This is a genomic window from Hanstruepera ponticola (assembly GCF_012931685.1).
Classification (GTDB): Bacteria; Bacteroidota; Bacteroidia; order Flavobacteriales; family Flavobacteriaceae; genus Hanstruepera; species Hanstruepera ponticola.
Genome location: NZ_JABANC010000001.1, coordinates 94,316 through 114,938 on the forward strand (window position 1 = coordinate 94,316; position 20,623 = coordinate 114,938).

20 protein-coding genes are annotated in these 20,623 nt (G+C 32.9%); 14 read left to right on the forward strand and 6 right to left on the reverse strand.

Annotated features, from left to right (window positions below; genetic code table 11):
• Positions 1-40 precede the first annotated feature (40 nt).
• From HGK31_RS00440 to HGK31_RS00470, 7 genes are all read left to right on the forward strand, one after another.
• Entirely contained in the window at positions 41-1,411 is a 1,371-nt protein-coding gene (locus tag HGK31_RS00440) for a DUF7507 domain-containing protein (RefSeq protein WP_191858041.1), read from the forward strand.
• Positions 1,412-1,488: 77 nt separating this feature from the next.
• Positions 1,489-2,004, forward strand: a complete 516-nt coding sequence (locus tag HGK31_RS00445) for an LptE family protein (protein ID WP_104734638.1) — start codon at positions 1,489-1,491, stop codon at positions 2,002-2,004.
• A gap of 1 nt (position 2,005) precedes the next feature.
• On the forward strand, positions 2,006-2,947 hold the full coding sequence (locus HGK31_RS00450) for a hypothetical protein (protein WP_191858042.1): 942 nt from the start codon (positions 2,006-2,008) through the stop codon (positions 2,945-2,947).
• Complete coding sequence (secG, locus tag HGK31_RS00455; RefSeq protein WP_191858043.1) at positions 2,947-3,303, forward strand: preprotein translocase subunit SecG; 357 nt, start codon at positions 2,947-2,949, stop codon at positions 3,301-3,303. Before HGK31_RS00450 ends, secG begins: the two co-directional genes overlap by 1 nt.
• Positions 3,304-3,460: 157 nt before the next feature.
• A complete protein-coding gene (locus tag HGK31_RS00460) occupies positions 3,461-3,736 on the forward strand; it encodes a co-chaperone GroES (RefSeq protein WP_191858044.1) in 276 nt (91 codons plus the stop codon).
• A 25-nt stretch (positions 3,737-3,761) separates the two neighbouring features.
• Positions 3,762-5,393 carry a chaperonin GroEL gene (gene groL / locus HGK31_RS00465; protein WP_104734642.1) on the forward strand — a complete coding sequence of 544 codons (1,632 nt, stop codon included), beginning with the start codon at positions 3,762-3,764 and terminating at the stop codon, positions 5,391-5,393.
• Positions 5,394-5,509: 116 nt separating this feature from the next.
• Positions 5,510-7,885: a hypothetical protein gene (locus tag HGK31_RS00470; protein WP_191858045.1), complete on the forward strand. Its 2,376-nt coding sequence runs from the start codon at positions 5,510-5,512 to the stop codon at positions 7,883-7,885.
• 69 nt (positions 7,886-7,954) lie between these two features.
• On the opposite strand, the gene HGK31_RS00475 is transcribed toward HGK31_RS00470, so the two are convergent.
• From HGK31_RS00475 to xrtF, 6 genes are all read right to left on the reverse strand, one after another.
• Entirely contained in the window at positions 7,955-8,308 is a 354-nt protein-coding gene (locus HGK31_RS00475; protein WP_191858046.1) for a heavy-metal-associated domain-containing protein, read from the reverse strand.
• An 18-nt stretch (positions 8,309-8,326) separates the two neighbouring features.
• The gene (locus HGK31_RS00480) at positions 8,327-10,564 is read right to left on the reverse strand and encodes a TonB-dependent receptor (RefSeq protein WP_191858047.1); all 2,238 of its coding nucleotides are present in this window, start codon (positions 10,562-10,564) and stop codon (positions 8,327-8,329) included.
• Positions 10,561-11,292 (reverse strand): heavy-metal-associated domain-containing protein, encoded by a 732-nt coding sequence (locus HGK31_RS00485; RefSeq protein ID WP_191858048.1) that lies wholly within the window; start codon positions 11,290-11,292, stop codon positions 10,561-10,563. Before HGK31_RS00485 ends, HGK31_RS00480 begins: the two co-directional genes overlap by 4 nt.
• 67 nt (positions 11,293-11,359) lie before the next feature.
• A complete protein-coding gene (locus tag HGK31_RS00490; RefSeq protein WP_230401583.1) occupies positions 11,360-11,737 on the reverse strand; it encodes an HYC_CC_PP family protein in 378 nt (125 codons plus the stop codon).
• Between the two features lie 81 nt (positions 11,738-11,818).
• On the reverse strand, positions 11,819-12,247 hold the full coding sequence (locus HGK31_RS00495; RefSeq protein ID WP_104734647.1) for an exosortase F system-associated membrane protein: 429 nt from the start codon (positions 12,245-12,247) through the stop codon (positions 11,819-11,821).
• Positions 12,244-12,792: an exosortase family protein XrtF gene (gene xrtF / locus HGK31_RS00500; protein WP_191858049.1), complete on the reverse strand. Its 549-nt coding sequence runs from the start codon at positions 12,790-12,792 to the stop codon at positions 12,244-12,246. The genes HGK31_RS00495 and xrtF overlap by 4 nt, the downstream gene beginning before the upstream one ends.
• A gap of 90 nt (positions 12,793-12,882) precedes the next feature.
• Here xrtF and HGK31_RS00505 point away from each other — a divergent pair, with 90 nt between their 5' ends.
• The 7 genes from HGK31_RS00505 to rodA all read left to right on the forward strand — a co-directional run bounded on the left by HGK31_RS00505 (position 12,883) and on the right by rodA (position 20,590).
• Entirely contained in the window at positions 12,883-13,338 is a 456-nt protein-coding gene (locus tag HGK31_RS00505) for a GAF domain-containing protein (protein WP_104734649.1), read from the forward strand.
• Between the two features lie 112 nt (positions 13,339-13,450).
• Positions 13,451-14,983 (forward strand): bifunctional phosphoribosylaminoimidazolecarboxamide formyltransferase/IMP cyclohydrolase, encoded by a 1,533-nt coding sequence (gene purH, locus HGK31_RS00510; protein ID WP_191858050.1) that lies wholly within the window; start codon positions 13,451-13,453, stop codon positions 14,981-14,983.
• A gap of 55 nt (positions 14,984-15,038) precedes the next feature.
• On the forward strand, positions 15,039-16,067 hold the full coding sequence (locus HGK31_RS00515; protein WP_104734651.1) for a rod shape-determining protein: 1,029 nt from the start codon (positions 15,039-15,041) through the stop codon (positions 16,065-16,067).
• Between the two features lie 10 nt (positions 16,068-16,077).
• Positions 16,078-16,890 (forward strand): rod shape-determining protein MreC, encoded by an 813-nt coding sequence (gene mreC, locus HGK31_RS00520; RefSeq protein ID WP_191858051.1) that lies wholly within the window; start codon positions 16,078-16,080, stop codon positions 16,888-16,890.
• A 142-nt stretch (positions 16,891-17,032) separates the two neighbouring features.
• The gene (locus tag HGK31_RS00525; RefSeq protein WP_317169708.1) at positions 17,033-17,386 is read left to right on the forward strand and encodes a rod shape-determining protein MreD; all 354 of its coding nucleotides are present in this window, start codon (positions 17,033-17,035) and stop codon (positions 17,384-17,386) included.
• Positions 17,386-19,332, forward strand: a complete 1,947-nt coding sequence (mrdA, locus tag HGK31_RS00530; protein WP_191858053.1) for a penicillin-binding protein 2 — start codon at positions 17,386-17,388, stop codon at positions 19,330-19,332. Before HGK31_RS00525 ends, mrdA begins: the two co-directional genes overlap by 1 nt.
• Positions 19,316-20,590 (forward strand): rod shape-determining protein RodA, encoded by a 1,275-nt coding sequence (rodA, locus tag HGK31_RS00535; RefSeq protein WP_191858054.1) that lies wholly within the window; start codon positions 19,316-19,318, stop codon positions 20,588-20,590. Before mrdA ends, rodA begins: the two co-directional genes overlap by 17 nt.
• Positions 20,591-20,623: the final 33 nt, after the last annotated feature.

Below are 20,623 nucleotides of genomic sequence, written 5' to 3' on the forward strand. Positions count from 1 at the left end.
TAATTTATTGATAACTTAACGAATTATAATTCAATTCATTATGATTCGATTACTAACAATAATCTCCCTAATCTTTTTCTTTTTTTCCTGCAGTGACAATTCTGATGATAATCAATCACCACCTAACACTAATGAAAATGCTGGGCTGGAAGTCACTAATATTGTTGAAGTAACTTCTGATGAAAACAACTTTTTGGGTGTTGATGATGTTTTAACCTACACCATTTCGGTTAAAAACACGGGTGAGGTAGACTTAACCAATATCAGCTTGTCTTATACTTTGGCTGACAATAATGGAAATACGTTATCGCTAAATCACCCTATTGTATTTGTAAGTACAGATTCAGGGAGTAACAACGGATCATTATTAGTCAACGAAACAGCTATTTACACCGCCAATTATACCATAACACAAACCGATGTTGATGCAGGAGGCGTTTCCAATAGCATTATGGTTGATGCTGAAACCCCTAATGGTATTGTTATAACAGATGTTAGTGATGACGGCATTGACACGGACGGGAATCTGACAGATGATGCCACAATAACCAATTTAACCGAACCAACAACAGACTCTACCATAATCTCACAATTTCATATTCTCAATTCAGATGGTAATCCTTATATAAAAATGTATTTTGATTATTATGGGCAATTGTATAAAATATACTATACTGATATTCGTACGCAACCGCATAATATTTACATTTATGATTTTGAGTTTGATTCAGAACAAAGACTTGTTAATTACTCAAAAAATGATGTCAATGGTGTGCCCTTATGGTCTAGCAATGTTACTTATAATTCAGAGAATAGGATTATGAGTATTGGCAGTCGTCAGATTGAATTTTTTGATGATGACCCTGATTATTACATTGATTCCACAAACTATACAGAAGATGTTTGGACTGATGGTGACATTGAATATACTGAAGCATATTTTGCAAAGTATATTATTAGTAGTACTAATCCAATGCTAAGTGTATGTAGCTATTTTTACACTTCTGAATACAATACAGTGACGGATGAATTTTCAGAATTTGGATCATGTGGCGACATGTTTTGGAATGGCTACAATGGTAATGTTGGAAGTGATTGCTCCGATACTGATTGTGTAGTTTTTAGTCACAATTCAATTACTAATCCGCTATACTCTTCTACTAACTTGATTAATTTATTCCCTTTAATTGATCCTTTTATTGGAAATTACAATCCAATATTTTATTTATTTTCTCAAAACAACTTAACCTTAATCAATTATTCTGATCCAAGTATGATTACCTTTAGTTACACCTTGAACGGAAACAATTTACCAGAATCTTCAACTAGACAGTATATTGATGAACTCGGACCTCAACCTGAAAGAGCTTTTGGCAATTATTATTATCAAGGCGATGTAATTCCAGATTAATATTTTTTGAAAACTTTATGACTTACTTGCATTTAAAGAATTAAATTTGAACTTCATTTATTTTTAGTTTTTCTAAAATGATTCAAAAAAGAGTTTATATATATATTGGATTATTGATTTCCACTTTAACATTTATTGGCTGCGGAGCGTATTCGTTTACAGGAGCCTCTATTTCATCAGATGTCAAAACGTTTCAAGTAAATTATTTTCAAAATAATGCTCTATTGGTTGAACCAGGTTTAGATCGTGATTTCACATTAGCTCTACAAGATTTACTTTTAAATCAAACTAATTTAGATTTGGTGAAATCTAATGGCGACTTGGTTTACGAAGGCGAGATAACCGAATACAGGATATCGCCAACAACAGCTACCGCAAACAATACAGCAGCCCAAAACCGCTTAACCATGTCTGTAAGAGTTCGTTTTTATAATAAAAAAAATGAAGAAGATGATTTTGAGCAGAATTTCTCTTTTTTTTATGATTATACAGGTAGTACCCTATTAACAGGTGCAACAAAAGACGCTGCATATGAAGAGCTTTTTACACGTATTACACAAGATATCTTTAATGCCTCACTAGCAAAATGGTAATATGAATACTGCTGAATTTTCAAATATTATTCAAAAACCAAAAAAGGTTACCTCTAATCATACTGAAGATTTAGAAGCTATAATTAAGAAGTACCCTTATTTTCAATCAGCAAGAGCAATCCATTTAAAAGCTTTAAAAAACAACGATAGCTCTGATTATAATTCCGCCTTAAAAGTGGCAGCAGCTTATACTACGGACAGGAGTATTCTATTCGATTTTATCACTTCTGAAAATTTCATTCAAAACGAAATATCGCAATTTATTAAGAGTCACAACGACCACGTTAAGGACATGGATGTTTCTGCTGAAGCTGTTTCGGTTGATAAAAGTATTGAAATTGATGACGCCCTAAAACAACAAATAAAAGACACTGCTGATGTTTTAGACCCAGATTTATTTCAACCAAAAGTTGAAAAATCTAAAATTGTTAATTTTCAATTGGATGAAAATGAACCTATAAAGGATGCACTTGAAGCTAGTGGTAATCTAGAAGAATCTCCTGAAGACATTTTAAAAATTGGAACGCCTTTACAATTTGACATCAATGAAAAACATTCTTTTAATGAGTGGTTAAAGCTTACACGCTTTAAACCTATTGATCGTTCAATTGCTGAAGAAAAGTTAAGTCATACTTCAACTTCTAAAAACCCAAATGAACGTGATAAAAAATTTAAGCTTATTGATAGTTTCTTAAATACAAATCCTAAACTAAAGCCTACCAAATCGGAAACTAAAAACGTTAATTTGGCTGAAGAACAAATGATACAGCCTGAAGCTTTAATGACCGAAACTTTAGCTAGAATTTACGTGGAGCAAAAGAACTATAAAAAAGCTATTCAATCTTACAAAATTTTAAGTTTGAAATATCCAGAAAAAAGTGGTTTCTTTGCAGACCAAATTAAAGCAGTAGAACAATTACAAGAACAAAATAATAAAGAATAATGAGTACGTTTACAATATTTTTAGCCTTAATAGTTGTTGTAGCATTTTTATTAGTGGTAGTAATTATGGTACAAAACCCAAAAGGCGGTGGATTATCGTCATCATTTGGTGGTGGTGGCACTCAACAATTAGGTGGTGTAAAAAAGACAACAGACTTTTTAGATAAAAGTACTTGGACTTTAGCAACACTAATGTTGGTATTAATTTTACTTTCAAATGTTGCTATCAACAGAGGCTCTGGAAATGCAGAGTCAAAAGCAATTGATGATGTTAATACAACACAACCTGTTGTTCCTGCAGCTACAACACCTGCCCAGACTGATGACACTGGGACAGCAAATGATTCTGCCCAATAATTTACAGATTGAAAAACACAAAAAAGCCAACTAAATTAGTTGGCTTTTTTTGTACCTCAATTTATAGTGAAAATTTGTCAGTCCCAATCCATTGGCACATTTTTAGCTAACTATATATGCATAAAAACAAGTTTAATTAATCAAAATATAATACAAAATGGCATTAAACATTAAACCATTAGCAGATCGTGTTTTAATAGAACCGGCTGCAGCTGAAACTAAAACAGCTTCTGGAATTATCATTCCTGACAACGCCAAAGAAAAACCGCAACAAGGCAAAGTTATGGCAGTTGGAAAAGGAACCAAAGATGAACCAATGACTGTTAAAGTTGGTGACAAAGTTCTTTATGGCAAATATGCTGGAACTGAGTTAAAGCTAGAAGGTAAAGACTATTTAATTATGCGAGAGAGTGATATTCTTGCAATTGTTTAATCATCATTTAAAAAACTAAAGAAAAATGGCAAAAGACATAAAATTTGATATTGATGCACGCGATGGATTAAAACGTGGTGTAGATGCATTAGCAGACGCAGTAAAAGTAACATTAGGCCCAAAAGGTAGAAACGTAATTATTAGCAAAAGTTTTGGCGCTCCTCAAGTAACCAAAGATGGTGTTACAGTTGCCAAAGAAGTAGAGCTTGAAGACGAGCTTGAAAACATGGGAGCTCAAATGGTAAAAGAAGTTGCTTCAAAAACCAACGATTTAGCTGGTGATGGAACAACAACTGCAACCGTTTTGGCACAAGCTATCGTAAAAGAAGGTTTACGCAATGTAGCTGCTGGAGCAAATCCAATGGATTTAAAACGTGGTATTGACAAAGCTGTTGAGGCTATCACTAAAGATCTTGAAAAACAAGCCAAACAAGTTGGTAACTCGTCAGAAAAAATTAAACAAGTAGCTTCTATTTCAGCAAATAACGATGATACTATTGGTGATTTAATTGCCAAAGCTTTTGGAAAAGTAGGTAAAGAAGGTGTTATTACGGTTGAAGAAGCCAAAGGTACTGATACGTATGTAGATGTTGTGGAGGGTATGCAATTTGATAGAGGTTACTTATCACCTTATTTCGTGACTGATGCTGATAAAATGATTGCAGATTTAGAAAATCCATACATTTTGTTATTTGACAAAAAGATTTCTAACCTTCAGGAAATTCTCCCAATTCTAGAACCAGTTGCGCAATCAGGAAGACCTTTATTAATTATTGCAGAAGATGTTGAAGGTCAGGCTTTAGCAACTTTAGTTGTGAATAAACTACGTGGTGGTTTAAAAATAGCTGCTGTAAAAGCACCCGGATTTGGTGACAGACGTAAAGCAATGTTAGAAGATATTGCTATCTTGACAGGTGGAGTAGTCATTTCAGAAGAACGTGGCTTTACACTTGAAAATGCTGACTTAAGCATGTTAGGAACTGCTGAAACAGTAACTATTGATAAAGATAATACTACTATCGTAAACGGTTCAGGTAAAGCTTCTGATATAAAAGCTAGAGTGAGCCAGATTAAAGCCCAAATAGAGACAACAACTTCAGACTATGATAAAGAAAAACTACAAGAACGCCTTGCTAAATTAGCTGGTGGTGTTGCTGTCTTGTATGTTGGAGCAGCTAGTGAAGTAGAAATGAAAGAAAAGAAGGATCGTGTTGATGATGCTTTACACGCTACAAGAGCAGCCGTTGAAGAAGGTATTGTTGCTGGTGGTGGTGTTGCTTTAGTAAGAGCTAAAAAAGTTCTTGAAAAAATTACTACAGAAAATTTAGATGAAGTCACAGGTATTCAAATTGTTGCTCGAGCTATTGAAGCACCATTGCGTACCATTGTTGAAAATGCTGGTGGTGAAGGTAGTGTAGTGATTTCAAAAGTTATGGAAGGTAAAAAAGATTTTGGTTTTGATGCCAAGTCTGAAACCTATGTTGACATGCTTAAAGCTGGGATTATTGACCCTAAAAAGGTAACTCGTGTTGCATTAGAGAATGCTGCTTCAGTTGCTGGTATGATTCTAACTACAGAGTGTGCTTTAATTGATATTAAAGAAGATGCTCCTGCAATGCCTCCAATGGGTGGCGGTGGCATGCCAGGCATGATGTAAAATAACATTAATAGCAAAATTAAAAAACACTCCAAGAAATTTCTTGGAGTGTTTTTTTTATGAACTAAAATAGTATCTTTATTTTTTAATCTTTATTAAATCTAAACTTTTACATATTGAAATCTATTACCTTATTAACCTCCTTAATTTTAGTTTTACATTGTGGATTTTCTCAAAATGGAAATAGCAATTCTGCTGAAAACAGTTATGTGAATTTTTTTGAAATGAACCCTGAAACTATCTACACACATGTAAATAAATCAAAATTTTTATCAACTGAAACCCTATGGTTTAAATCCTACATTTATGATATTAAAACACAACAACCTTATCTTAGTACAGCTAATGTTTATGCTGCTACCTATGATTCTGACGGCGTGCTTATTGACAAAAAGTTATTGTATGCCATAGACGGCATGGCACAAGGTGAGTTTAATCTGTCTGAATATTTTCCTGGCACTTATTATCTCAAAGTATTCACAAATTACATGAGAAATTTTAATGACAGTCACCAAAGTTTACTATCATTTGAAATCCTTGGTGAAAACCCTTCGAAACCTAAAACAAAAACTACGAATCAACAATATGATTTTCAATTATTACCTGAAGGTGGTCAACTTTTAAATCAAGTGACAAATAGTATTGGTTTTAAAACACTAAACTATGAAGGCAAAGGTGTAGTAATTGAATCTGGAAAAGTTCTTGACAGTAAGAATCAGGTGGTTACAACCTTTAAAAGTAATGGTCTTGGCATGGGTAAATTCAGTTTATTTTTAAATGAAAATGAAACGTATTCAGTTGAGGTAAAGCTAGAAGACGGCTCTATTATAAATAAAAAGCTCCCTCAGGCCAATCAAAAAGGAGTTGTCATTAGCGTAAATAATTTGAATCCCAAAAACTTATTTATTAGTATTCAAACTAATGAGCACACATTATCAGAACTGCTAACAAAACCATACTTCCTGTTTATTCACAGAGACGGACTAATTAAAAAAATTGATGTAAATTTCAATGAAGGACAATATGACTACATCATTGCAGTTCCCAAATCTGATTTATTATCTGGAATTAATATTTTGACAGTTTTTAATGACAAGAATCAGCCAATAGTTGAAAGAATAATTTATAATAGCTCCAAGAGCCCAATTGCAAATATTGATTTGGTGAACACTTTTAAAGGAGGCGATTCTACTAAAATTAAATTACGAACTAAACTAAAAGATAGTATTGTCAATAACATTAGTATTTCCGTTTTACCAGCTTCTACAAAGGCCTATCCGCTTGGTCAAAATATCATTTCAAAATTCTTGCTCAAACCTTACATTGAAGGAACTATAGAAAATACCTTGCATTATTTTAAAAAAAATGACAGACAAGCGAATTATGATTTAGATTTACTTTTATTAACTCAAGGATGGAGCAAATATTCTTGGAATAAGATTTTTAATTCACCTCCAAAGGAACTTTATCATTTTGACGCTGGTATGCAAATCAAGGGAAAAGTCTCTAACAGAGGAAAAAATGATGAAATTGTTTTTTTTCATAAAGAAAGTAATACCATGTTAACATCTAAAATTTCATCTGATGATTATTTTAGTTTTGAAAACATTCTGATAGCTGATAGCACCCGAGTTTATTTTAGTCTCAAAGACAAAAAAGGTAATTTATCAAAAGCACATGTTTATACAAATGTCTATCCTAATTATAAAGAAGATACTATCCCAATATCAAATCTAGAAATTAAAAAATACTTTTATGATGATGATAAGGTTTACGAAAATCTCATATTTGAAAATACGACAACGTTAGACACAGTAACAATTCAAACATCAAAAAAACGCGATTCAAAAAATAAAATCATTTATGGTAGATTCAATACGAAAAAAATTGAATTGGAGAATGTTTATGATGATGTCACATTAATTACTGACATTATTAGTGCCAATGGCTTTGACGTTTATAATTCCCCAAGAGGTATTGAAATTGCTGCTAGAAGAGGGGTTGGTTATAGTTTTACAGGAAGAGCCGCATCACCCAATATATACATTGATAACCAGCTAATGAATGAAGCTCAAATGATAATTTTAATGAATTTAATGGTAAAAGATGTTGATGAACTGTTTATTTCTAGAACACCCTCACCTGGCACAACTGGTGTTGCTGGTGGATTGGGTGGTAATATAAATATTTATACTAAAAAATCTTTTTCAAATAAGTACATAGAAAAACAATCTTCTTTTTCATCAAAATTTATTGAATTTGGTTATTCTTTGCCTCAAAAATATACGTCTCCATTTTATAACAAAAGTCTACATCAATCTTTCGCTGACTATGGTGTATTAAATTGGGTTCCGAATCTAACAAATAATGATAACGGTGATTTTGAGTTTAAAATTCCTAATTACTCGTTTGATGATGTTAATTTATATATTGAAGGCATGTCGGTTAATGGTGATTTAATTTCTAAAATCATTACCGTGCCTTCCAACTAAAAATTATTTTTAAAAGATTGGAATAAAAAAACACCACGAGTTGTGGTGTTTTTTGATAGGATTGCTTCGTTAATCTTCATGATCTTTTTTTACATCTTCATCGCGATATCGGCAACATGCATGCACACTATTGTATGCTTCTTCCGTTGCTTTTATTTCTTTGGTATCATGACCAACATTAGCAATATTTTGATTAATAGTTTTTAAATCGGTTTTGCGTTCGTCATAAATTAATTTTAATTCATGTGTCTCAACATTCCATACAGCCGATTTCACACCTTTAGTTTTAATACAGGCTTTCTCTATACGCTCTTTACACATCATACAAACACCATCCACCTCAAGTGAGGCTCTAGCATTCTTATCTTGTGCATAGATAACGGAACCTAATAACATGATTAATACAATAACTAAATTTTTCATAAGTTTTATTTTTAAATTTTAATTTATTCTAAATCGCAATCCTGCGTAATACATACTTCCAAATACAGGACCATACACAAATGTTGTATCAAAATTCGCTCCAAACGGATCGTCTGCAGCCAAAATCGGATTGTTCTGCCTGACATTGGTTATGTTTTCACCTCCTAAATATACTTCAAATTTTGAAGAAAACACTTTTGTTATTTGCGCATTGATTGTTCCAACTGTAGGCGAGTATTCAGGCAACCTATATTGCGCTGGATTTGTAACAGTTGACGAAAAACGCTGTTTGCTTAACCAATTAAAGGTTGCATCAAACTTCCATTGACTGCCTTTGTCACCTCGTTTGGTTTCATAAGAAGCATTGGCAAAAAAACGATGCTTTGCTGTTAATGGCTTCTCTAATTTACCTGATTGATACTGTGTTTTTACATCATAATATTTATATGCCAAACGCAAATCAAAATGCTCAAAAACATTGTAATTTAATTCCATTTGAAAACTATTAGCATAACTATCACCTTGCAAATTATAAAAGCTAACTGTTTGAGGGTTTTCATAGTCAACTACAATTTGGTTCGTAAAATCAGTTCGGTAATAATCAAAAGCCACATCAGCTTTTCTACCAAACAAATTGAACCCTTGTAAATATGACAAACCGTAATTCCAAGCAATTTCGGGATCCAAACCGTAGATTTCACCTCCAGAATTTAAAATATTAATTTGACGAGATGTTGCAAACATACTTTGGTTTTCAGCAAAAATATTAGCACTGCGTTTACCTCTTCCTATAGAAGCTCTAAAAGCTGCTTTTTCCCATGGTGTATATCTAGCATGTAGCCTTGGTGTTACAAAAAAACCTAACAAGTTGTGGTTATCAACACGTAATCCTGCTGTTAGATTCAGCTTATCAAGATTATCATAATTATACTCAAAAAAGGCGCCAATAGATGTTTCTGTTCGTTCAAAATCAGTAGTATTTACAAACTCATCATAATGATCATAGGTATAACTAATACCCGTTTTAATTTTGTGCCTAGAATCACTGATTATAGAGTTATACATGGCATTAGCATAAAGACTATTGTGTGTAATATCATATTGATTCAACCCAAAGTAGGAGTCTTGTGTATGACTACTAAATGCTGTTTGAACACCAATACTTTGATATGGAATTTCTGGATTTACATAACCTAATTTAGCCGAAATCTCATAGCGTTCCGTATCTATTTCACTTCCCCAAGCATTTGTGGTTAACTTATCTGTATCTGGATTAAAATCTAGCTGACCCGTTTGCTTACCATCATTTAGGTATTTTAAATTGATAAAACTCACAAAACCTTTTTCAGGATTAGTATACTGCCAACGGTTCATAATATTAATTTGATTATACAAAGGCATATCTAAAAAACCATCATCATTAACATCGTGCTTTTTGTTATGCGTATTGCCATGTAAGTACAAACCTGTATGCCATTTATCACTCACTTTGGTATTAACATGAGTGTTTAATTCCATACGCTGGCTACTGGCTCCATAAAAGTTGACAAACAATTTATCATCTGTTGATGGTTTCACAAGTTCTGTATTAATTTGCCCTGCAATGCTTTCAAAACCATTAACAACACTACCTGCACCTTTGGTTATTTGAATACTTTCAACCCAAGTCCCTGGAATGAAACTTAATCCATATGCTTGCGAAGCTCCTCTAATTGAAGGAATATTTTCAGTAGTAATTAAAATATAAGGACTCGTTAATCCTAGCATTTTTATTTGTCGCGTTCCTGAAATAGCATCTGCAAAATTAACATCAATTGAAGGATTGGTTTCAAAACTCTCCGATAAATTACAGCAAGCAGCTTTCAACAATTCATCACTGCTCACAGTCATAATATTTTGAGCTTGTAAATATGATTTTGCCGTAGCTTGTTTTCTTGAGGTTACTGTTACCTCATCAAGGGTACTGGTACTTTGTAGAGTATGACGGATTCGTTTTGGTTCCGTTATGGTCAAGGTATCCGTTTTATAGCCAACATAACTAATTACCAGTTTTTTGTAATCGCTTTGATACGGAATAGTAAACTTTCCATCAAAATCGGTTACATCACCAACCGTTGAGTTAAGCCAATAAACATTAGCTCCTGGCAATGGTACTTCTTTGTTTTCAGCATTAACTTCCACTATCTCTCCACTGATTTCGGTTTGCGAAATAGACAAAAAAGGAAGCAATAACATAATGATTAATATCCTTTTCATGAGCTATAAATTTTAATCAGCATGATAATAGCCATAACTATCATAATACTATTTTCAATAAAAGTCGCTTTGGTCATAGGCAGTTTTAATGCTGTTCCCAAACAAGCGCATTGAATGGACTTTTTATCTAATAATGTTTTGGTGACTCCAACTGTTGTGATACCAAGAACAATTAAAGTAATTACTAAAGCTAAAGGAATTTGAAAACGCATCAGGAACATGAGTCCCAAAACAACTTCTATAAATGGGTATATCCAACCATAGGCTGGAACAACTTTAGCCAATGGATCGTACATTTTAAATGATTCCGGAAAACCTTTTAAATCCAATAATTTAAAAAAGCTAAAAACAATATAGAATAAGCCCATAAAATCAAGCATAAAACTGCTCCAATCCATTGGGCTGTTATTTAGTAAAAAAGCCGTTGTAATTATATAGCCAAAGATTAAAAACAAAGGAAATAATTGCTTTAAGTCTGACTTTTCCTCCACCTGTTTTGAAGTTGAAGCAAAGACGTTTTGCTCTTTTTTTTGTGAAATCTGATATTTTTCTGGTAATGCGTCTTGCAACGTTTTAGTCGCTATGTGTTGTGACATGGTAATTCGTGCTTCTTGAGCATCCAAATTTACCTGAACGTCATCAACATAGTCTAAATTTTGTAAAGCACTTTCAACTTTTGCCTTACAACTGTTACAGGTCATTCCCGTAACGGTATATGTATGTGTCATTTTTTATTTGATTTATAGATTGAACAATTAATTACCTATCCGTTTTCACGGAGGTTGTCCAAAAAAATCAAATTAAGAAAACCTGGTCACGTATCTGTATATCGTGAACCAAGTTGGGAGGTGAGTAATCTTTATGAGGAATTACTTGTTGCGATAAATCCTCAAATAACGTTAGATAAGAATATGCAAATGTGGTAACAAATACTTGTTGCTCAAAATCAAGGTCATCAAAGGCTTTCACTGTGAGCTCGTCCTGTCCTTGAACAACATCAATGGTATCTTTGCAGCAGTCCATTTTGGCAATAATTTCTTCAGCTTCTGAAGCACATTTTTCAGCTTCAGCAAACAAAGACACATCTACCAATACATCACCACAAAAATGTTTTTCAATAGTGAATGAAACCGTAGAAAACAGCACTAAAAAAGCCATTAGAACTGAAAACATACTATGTAAAACTTTCTTTACCACGATACAAATTTACAAAAAAGGGAATTAATAAGGTTTGTTTTAAAAAAGGATTAACATTTATTGATGCTGCTTATAGTAATAAAAAGCTGGAATCAACAAAAGCAGCAACAAAGGTTGAATTAAAAAACGACGAATATTAAAAAACAAATAATAGTCTTCTTGTCTGGGATTAACAACAAAGTATAAAAAGAGGACAATTAATATTAAAAATGAAATCCCATAAATAATAGCTGAAAACTTGACGATACTTTTATCTTTAAACAAAACATACAAAATACCTAACGAAATTAGAGTATTGAGCACAAAACGTAAGCTGGTAAAAGCGGTTAATTTAAAAACTTCACGCCTAGGCGAATCAATGTACAGATAATCGTTTTTAAAAAACATCAAAAAAGGATCGTAGAACAAACTGTTTTCAAAAATGCGTATTAAAATCAACAGGCCAAACAAGAAAAAAAGCAATAATATCTTTATCCTTTTTTTCATCGTATCTGTTTTACATTAGAAAACCTATTGACCCAAAACACCCATAGCAAGCAGACCATTCCATAAATTATACCAGGAAAAATAACTGTGTGTAAAATATCTTTTCTCCATGGGTAGTGATATAGCCCAACAGACAATATCACTACACGAACCAAATTAATCACATAAATCAAAACACTTCCAGCCAATATGTAAAAAAAAGTCGTTTTAAATTTTCCTGAAAACGCAATAATAAACGAGACAAATAGAATGATGACACTTACCGAATTACAACCTTCAATAATACGTGCCACATATTTCTCATTAATTATTAATTTCATAGAAGCCTCATCAGGATGCGGAATTACTTGCACTCTATAGTCTAAATCATGTAGCAAATATGCAGTTTGATTTGCTACTGCATGTGTCAGATAATCAGGGTAATATTTTTCGCCTGTTGACCATTGCAAGTAAAATTTATATGATATAGAAAGCACAAAATATACTAACAAAAAAGTTAGAATGAATTTAATAACTGATTTATATTTTATGAATAATTTCTTCATTTTGTCTATAAAATATCTGATGTTAAATTTATACAAAATGACATACTAATATAACCGCATTTTAAATACTTTTACCAAAACTTTTAAACAATGACGCTCCAAGGGTTAAAACCAGAAATAACTAAAATAGTTTCAAAAAAAGACACATCAGTTGATGATAAGTTATTTCTTATTTGCCAACTTCTTGAAAAAGAAATCTCTTATTACAATTGGGTTGGTTTTTATTTTAAAAATGGTGATAAAAACGAATTGAAATTAGGCCCATATGTTGGTGAACCTACAGACCATACCATCATCCCATTTGGAAAAGGTATTTGTGGGCAAGTTGCCATAAGTAATAAAAATTTTGTAGTACCTGATGTTTCAGCTCAAGACAACTACATTGCTTGCAGTATAACGGTTAAGGCAGAAATTGTAGTTCCAATTTTTGTAAATAGCCAAAATATTGGTCAGATAGATATTGACTCTAATACTGCCGATCCTTTTACCGAAGCCGATGAACGTTTTTTAGAATTTGTCTGCAAAAAAGTAGCAACAATTTTGTAGTTGTTAACAACTTCCGTTTTAAGTTGAAAAAACAACCATTTTCGCAGCCTTTTTAGACACTATTTTTTGATTGAATTAACTACTTTTGCAATCATTAAACAACACATCTAAAATGAGCAACAACAAAACCATTAAATCGGCATTAATATCTGTTTTTAGTAAAGATGGATTAGAGCCTATCGTTCGTGAATTAAACAAGCAAAATGTTACTATTTACTCAACTGGTGGTACTGAAAAATTTATCAAAGATTTAGGAATTAATGTCGTACCTGTTGAAGACGTAACCTCCTACCCATCCATTCTTGGCGGTCGTGTAAAAACACTACATCCAAAAGTGTTTGGCGGTATTTTAAATAGGCAAAACAATGATAGCGATGTAGCTGAATTGGTTGATTTTGATATTCCACAAATCGATTTGGTAATTGTTGACCTCTACCCTTTTGAAAAAACCGTAGCATCTGGCGCGAGTAATCAGGATATTATTGAAAAAATAGATATTGGTGGTATTTCTTTAATTAGAGCAGCTGCAAAAAATTATGCTGATGTTGTTTGTGTTTCATCAGTTGATGATTATTCAGCATTTTTAGAATTATTGCAAACCAAAAATGGTGAAACATCGGAAGATGACCGTAAACAATTTGCAGCTAAAGCATTTAATGTTTCATCACATTATGATTCAGCGATTTTCAATTATTTTAATAGCAATCACGAAATAGCTACTTTAAAAATAAGTGAAACAAATGGCAAGGTATTACGCTATGGCGAAAACCCTCACCAACGTGGTTTTTTCTTTGGAAATTTTGATGATATGTTTACCAAACTTCATGGTAAAGAATTAAGCTACAACAACCTATTAGACGTCGATGCTGCTGTAAATTTGATGAACGAATTTAAAGGTGAAGCGCCTGCTTTTGCTATTTTAAAACACAATAACGCTTGTGGTTTTGCACAACGCGAAACTGTTCATCAGGCATACGTTGATGCTTTAGCTGGTGATCCAGTTTCAGCATTTGGTGGTATTTTAATTGCTAATACTGAAATTGATAAAACAACTGCCAACGAAATTCATTCCCTATTCTGTGAAGTGGTTATTGCTCCTTCTTTTTCCAATGAGGCTCTAGAAATCTTAAAAGGAAAAAAGAATCGTATTTTATTGATTCTAAATGATGTCGAATTACCTCAAACAACTGTAAGAACCTGTTTAAATGGTGTTTTAGTTCAAGACAGAGATAATAAAACGGATAGCATCGAAAATTTATCTTACGCCACAAACAATAAACCGTCAGAAAGCGAGTTAGAAGATTTAATTTTTGCATCCAAAATTTGCAAACACACCAAATCTAACACCATCGTATTGGCAAAAAACAAACAACTATGCGCTAGCGGAACAGGTCAAACCAGTCGTGTTGATGCCTTAAACCAAGCAATTCATAAAGCAAAATCCTTTAATTTTGATTTGAATGGAGCCGTTATGGCTAGTGATGCTTTTTTCCCATTTCCAGATTGTGTAGAAATTGCAGATAATGCAGGAATTAAGGCTGTTATTCAGCCAGGTGGTTCAATAAAAGACCAGTTAAGTATTGATTATTGTAATGATAATAATATTGCTATGGTATTTACTGGAACGCGTCATTTTAAACATTAATTTTATTACATTTACGAGATAGACTTAATTAACCTCAAAAATTTACTTATAGCACATGGGATTTTTTGACTTCCTAACCGAGGAGATAGCAATAGATTTAGGAACTGCCAATACATTAATCATTCATAACGATAAGGTTGTTGTTGACAGCCCATCTATTGTTGCTCGCGATAGAGTTTCAGGCAAAATTATTGCCGTTGGAAAGGAAGCTAGTATGATGCAAGGAAAAACGCATGAGAATATCAAAACCATTAGACCTTTGAAAGATGGTGTTATTGCCGATTTTGATGCTTCAGAACAAATGATCAGTATGTTCATTAAAAATATTCCGGCGCTTAAAAAGAAATTGTTCCCACCATCCTTAAGAATGGTTATTTGTATTCCTTCTGGAATAACAGAAGTTGAAATGCGAGCGGTAAAAGAAAGTGCTGAACGTGTAAATGGAAAAGAAGTCTATTTGATTCACGAACCTATGGCTGCTGCTATTGGTATTGGTGTAGATATTATGCAGCCTAAAGGAAACATGGTTGTTGATATAGGTGGTGGTACAACTGAAATTGCCGTTATTGCTCTTGGTGGAATTGTATGTGACAAATCGGTTAAAATTGCAGGTGATGTATTCACAAACGATATTATTTACTACATGCGAACTCAACATAATTTATATGTTGGTGAACGTACTGCAGAAAAGATTAAAATTCAAATTGGTGCAGCAACTGAAGATTTAGAATTACCTCCAGAAGATATGAGTGTTCAAGGACGAGATTTATTAACTGGAAAACCTAAACAGGTATCTATTTCGTATCGTGAAATTGCAAAAGCACTTGATAAATCAATCTTACGTATTGAAGATGCCGTTATGGAGACGTTATCACAAACACCTCCTGAATTGGCTGCCGATATTTACAATACAGGTATCTATTTAGCAGGTGGTGGTTCTATGTTAAGAGGATTGGATAAACGTCTATCACAAAAAACCGATTTACCAGTATATATAGCTGAAGACCCACTGCGAGCTGTTGTTCGCGGGACAGGCATTACACTTAAAAACTTATCAAAATACAAAAGCGTATTGATTAAATAGCTTTTAAATCATGCAACAAATAATCAACTTCTTTTTAAGAAACAAAGTCTTTTTGTTGTATTTGTTTTTGATGTTTTTAGCTACGGTTTTTACCATTCAGTCACACTCCTACCACAAAAGCCGTTTTATAAATTCAGCCAATTTTTTAACGGGTGGTATTTACAATTCTGTCAATGATGTCCAGTCTTTTTTCAATTTAAGACATCAGAACAAACTACTTCAGGAGGAAAACAATTATTTAAAATCCATCCTATATAATTCTCAAGGTGAATTAAAAAATGCCTATGATAGCACACAAATCCTAGGCAATTATAAGTTTACGCCTGCTCGAATTATAAAAAACAGTTATGCTTTAAGCAACAATGTTTTAACACTTAATAAAGGAAAAAAGGACAGTATTAAACAAGATTTTGGTGTTATTACCTCAAAAGGTATTTTAGGAATTATTGATAAAACCAGTAAAAATTACGCGACTGTTTTATCCATATTGAACACTAATATTAAGATAAGTGCTCAATTAAAAAACACCAATCATTTTGGTTCCTTAATTTGGGACACCAAGTCACCTAACATCGTGCAATTAACAGAAATCTCTAAAATAGCACCACTAAAGAAAGGCGATACCATTATCACTTCTGGTCGTTCTATAATTTTCCCAAAAGGTATACGTATTGGGACAATTGAAAATTTTAAACTTGATGACGCAGAAAACTTTTATACCATTAACGTTAAACTGTTTAATGACATGACCAACATTGAACATGTTTATATTATAGAAAATAGAAGCAAAGAAGAAATCAATAGCCTGCTCAATAATGAATAATATTATTTTTTCATATAGTATAAGGTTCATTGTATTGGTTTTAGTACAAGTTTTAATTTTGAACCAAATCAATTTTTTGGGCAGTATTAACCCTTATCTGTATGTAATATTTATTTGTCTGTTTCAGGTGAATAATAACCGTATGGTATTTTTGTTTTTGAGTTTTCTTTTAGGACTTACCATAGATGTTTTTTCGGATTCTGGAGGTGTCCATGCTGCTGCATCAGTGACCATTGGTTTTATTAGACCAGTTGTTTTAAAATTTTGTTTTGGATCTGTTTATGAACACCAAACCATTAAATTCAAGAATGTAGATTTTGGAGCAAAAATATTCTATTTCATAATCATGGTTCTAATACACCATCTCATTCTATTTTTATTTGAAATTTTTAACCTTTCCGAAATACTTTTAATACTCAAAAAAACGTTATTCTCTGGAATATTCACTATTTTACTGTGTGTCGTAACATCTATAATTTTCAGTAGAAAAACATAATGCGCCAATTTTTATTATTTATCATCATCATTTTAGTCGGCTTTACTTTTTTAGGGCGATTATTCTATCTTCAAGTCTATACATTTAACACTCAAAATCTATATGAAGATAATGCCATTAGAAAGGTATATGATTATCCAAAACGGGGATTTGTTTACGATAGAAATGGCAAACTTTTAGTTGGTAATCAGCCCTCTTATGATGTTATGGTTATACCAAGAGAAGTAAAACCATTGGACACAACAGAGTTTTGTGCTTTGTTAAAAATCACAAAAGAACAGTTTATCAAGACTTATAATAAAGCCTATAATTATTCTCCAAGATTACCTTACGTATTTATTCCTCATTTATCAAAAGAAGATTATGCCGTTTTACAGGAAAAGATGCGTAAATATGAAGGTTTTTATATTCAAAAAAGATTGTTGCGTGATTACCAGACTACAGTTGGTGCCAATGTACTAGGTTTTATTGCCGAGGTCACACCAACTCAAATAGAAAAATCTCCTTATTATAAAATGGGCGATTTAATTGGGAAGCAAGGTGTAGAACTTTCTTATGAAGAAGAGTTAAGAGGTATAAAAGGTATCAAATTTATTCAAAAAGACCGATTTAATAGAGATATTGGGCCTTATAAGGAAGGTAAATTTGACACCTTACCAAAGCAGGGTAAAGACATTACCATTACAATCGACACAAAATTACAAGAATACGGTGAGTTGTTGATGCAAAATAAACGCGGTGGAATTGTAGCTATCGAACCAAATTCAGGTGAAATCCTAGCGCTAGTTTCGGCACCCTCATATAACCCTAATTTATTAGTTGGAAGAAAACGTTCACGAAATTATACAAAACTCTACAACGACTCCATCAATTTACCATTGATTGATAAAAGTTTATTACGAGTGCATGAACCTGGCTCACCATTTAAATCATTAGTGGCATTGACAGCATTACAGGAAGGTGTTATAAATACTGAAACCTCAATAAGCTGTTCAGGCGTTTACAGATATGGCCGACGCGGCACAATGGGTTGCCATTGTGGTGGTGGCAGACGCAGTTTAAATTTGGGTATTGCCAAATCATGTAACTCCTATTTTGCCAACGCCTTTAGAAAAACTATTGATAAATATGATAATGCCAGTCATTCTATGGACATTTGGAGTGGTCACATAAAAAGCTTTGGCTTAGGCCAATATTTAGGAACCGATTTACCAATAGGAAAAAAAGGAAATATTCCTGATGGCGCCTATTATGATAAGTGGTATCCAGATTTCAACTGGGGAGCTACAACGATAATTTCAAACGCTATTGGACAAGGTGAAGTACAAGTTACTCCAATCCATTTGGCAAATATGACTGCAGCAATTGCCAATCGTGGTTATTATTACACACCTCATATAATCAAAGATATTGAGAGTCAAGAAATAGACAACAATTTTACCACTAAACACCAAACGAGTATTGACGAAAGACATTTCGAACCAGTTGTTCAGGGCTTGTTTGATGTGTATAACAAAGGTACAGCACATTTTTTACAAGTCCCAGGAATTGAAATTTGTGGTAAAACAGGAACAGCAGAAAACTTCACTATAATTGATGGGACTAGAACACAATTGACAGATCATTCTATTTTTATAGCGTTTGCACCAAAAGACAACCCAAAAATTGCTTTGGCTGTTTTTGTTGAGAATGGTTATTTTGGAGCACGTTTTGCTGGTAGAATTGCCAGTTTAATGATTGAAAAATATTTGAAGGATGAAATCACTAGAAAAGATTTAGAGCATTGGATTTTAACTCATAGTCTTGAAAATGAATATGCAAAACCATATTCTGGTGGTCCTTTCAAAATAAATGCACAATCGCAATATCAAGTAATTGATTTGCCAAAAGAGACCGAAACCCTAAATCAATCAATAGTAATTCCAGCGAATGAGACAAACAGATAGATATTTTAAATTTGACTGGATAACCATTCTTCTTTTTTTACTATTAGTTGGTTTTGGCTGGATGAATATCCTTTCAGCTTCTCACATTGGTGAAACCATTGACTATTTTGACTTTTCTCAACCTTATGGCAAACAACTTGTCTTTATTCTACTTACTTTCTTATTAATAATTGTACTACTATCCATTGAAGCTAAATTTTATGAACGTTTTTCAAGTATTATTTATTTGATTGGAATTCTCTCTTTAGTGGGACTGTTTTTATTCGGCAAAAATGTAAATGGCGCTACATCATGGTATGGTATTGGTGGTATGACCATTCAGCCTAGCGAGTTTGCCAAAGCAGCAACAGCACTAGCTGTCGCTAAATACATTAGCGATATGAATACTGATATTAAATCTTTTAAAGATCAAATTAGGCTTTTTATCATTATTGCTCTTCCTGCTATTTTAGTATTGCTTCAAAATGATGCAGGGAGTACGCTAGTTTACGGTTCATTTTTCTTTGTATTATATCGTGAAGGATTACCTAAAATCTATTTATGGATTATTGTTATACTCGGTTTAATATCTGTTGCAGCATTAAAGTTTGGTCCCTTAATCACAATAGCCGCAACAAGTATTATTGTTTTTGGATTTCATTTATTAAGAAAAAAGAAACCTTCAATAATTCAGCCAATAGCTATGCTTATAGCAGCTATTATTTTAACGTTTGGTGTTAATTTTTTCTACCAAAACATACTGCAACCACATCAGCAGGATAGGATAAGCTTATGGCTTCGATTAGAAAAAGACCCTGTTAAAATTGAACAAATGCGTCGTGATATTTTGTATAATCTCTATGAATCTGAAAAAGCTATTAGCTCGGGTGGATTTAATGGAAAGGGGTTTTTAGAAGGCACTCGAACAACTGGTAAATTTGTCCCAGAACAGCACACTGATTATATTTTTAGCACAGTTGGTGAAGAATGGGGATTTCTGGGTAGTGCGCTGGTAGTTATTGTTTTTGTGCTACTCTTATTACGTATATTAAGACTGGCCGAACTTCAAAAGTCACAATTCAGTCGGGTTTATGGCTATGGCGTAGCCTCTATATTTTTCTTTCATTTTTTGATTAATATTGGGATGGTTATGGGATTAATTCCAACCATTGGAATCCCACTGCCCTTTTTTAGCTATGGTGGCTCCGGACTTTGGGGCTTTACAATTTTGCTCTTTATTTTTATCAAACTTGATTCCAACAAGATTAACGAGTGGTAATTATTTTTTTACTTCGTAAATATTATTGAAACG

What these genes read in the sequence shown, in the direction of transcription:
- secG (WP_191858043.1), top strand. Translation starts at nt 2,947, where the DNA reads ATGAGTACGTTTACAATATTTTTAGCCTTAATAGTTGTTGTAGCATTT.
- HGK31_RS00440 (WP_191858041.1), top strand. Translation starts at nt 41, where the DNA reads ATGATTCGATTACTAACAATAATCTCCCTAATCTTTTTCTTTTTTTCC.
- xrtF (WP_191858049.1), bottom strand. Translation starts at nt 12,792, where the DNA reads ATGAAGAAATTATTCATAAAATATAAATCAGTTATTAAATTCATTCTA.
- HGK31_RS00505 (WP_104734649.1), top strand. Translation starts at nt 12,883, where the DNA reads ATGACGCTCCAAGGGTTAAAACCAGAAATAACTAAAATAGTTTCAAAA.
- HGK31_RS00485 (WP_191858048.1), bottom strand. Translation starts at nt 11,292, where the DNA reads ATGACACATACATATACCGTTACGGGAATGACCTGTAACAGTTGTAAG.
- HGK31_RS00475 (WP_191858046.1), bottom strand. Translation starts at nt 8,308, where the DNA reads ATGAAAAATTTAGTTATTGTATTAATCATGTTATTAGGTTCCGTTATC.
- HGK31_RS00490 (WP_230401583.1), bottom strand. Translation starts at nt 11,737, where the DNA reads ATGTTTTCAGTTCTAATGGCTTTTTTAGTGCTGTTTTCTACGGTTTCA.
- HGK31_RS00445 (WP_104734638.1), top strand. Translation starts at nt 1,489, where the DNA reads ATGATTCAAAAAAGAGTTTATATATATATTGGATTATTGATTTCCACT.
- rodA (WP_191858054.1), top strand. Translation starts at nt 19,316, where the DNA reads ATGAGACAAACAGATAGATATTTTAAATTTGACTGGATAACCATTCTT.
- HGK31_RS00450 (WP_191858042.1), top strand. Translation starts at nt 2,006, where the DNA reads ATGAATACTGCTGAATTTTCAAATATTATTCAAAAACCAAAAAAGGTT.
- groL (WP_104734642.1), top strand. Translation starts at nt 3,762, where the DNA reads ATGGCAAAAGACATAAAATTTGATATTGATGCACGCGATGGATTAAAA.
- purH (WP_191858050.1), top strand. Translation starts at nt 13,451, where the DNA reads ATGAGCAACAACAAAACCATTAAATCGGCATTAATATCTGTTTTTAGT.
- mreC (WP_191858051.1), top strand. Translation starts at nt 16,078, where the DNA reads ATGCAACAAATAATCAACTTCTTTTTAAGAAACAAAGTCTTTTTGTTG.
- HGK31_RS00480 (WP_191858047.1), bottom strand. Translation starts at nt 10,564, where the DNA reads ATGAAAAGGATATTAATCATTATGTTATTGCTTCCTTTTTTGTCTATT.
- HGK31_RS00515 (WP_104734651.1), top strand. Translation starts at nt 15,039, where the DNA reads ATGGGATTTTTTGACTTCCTAACCGAGGAGATAGCAATAGATTTAGGA.
- HGK31_RS00460 (WP_191858044.1), top strand. Translation starts at nt 3,461, where the DNA reads ATGGCATTAAACATTAAACCATTAGCAGATCGTGTTTTAATAGAACCG.
- mrdA (WP_191858053.1), top strand. Translation starts at nt 17,386, where the DNA reads ATGCGCCAATTTTTATTATTTATCATCATCATTTTAGTCGGCTTTACT.
- HGK31_RS00525 (WP_317169708.1), top strand. Translation starts at nt 17,033, where the DNA reads ATGGTATTTTTGTTTTTGAGTTTTCTTTTAGGACTTACCATAGATGTT.
- HGK31_RS00495 (WP_104734647.1), bottom strand. Translation starts at nt 12,247, where the DNA reads ATGAAAAAAAGGATAAAGATATTATTGCTTTTTTTCTTGTTTGGCCTG.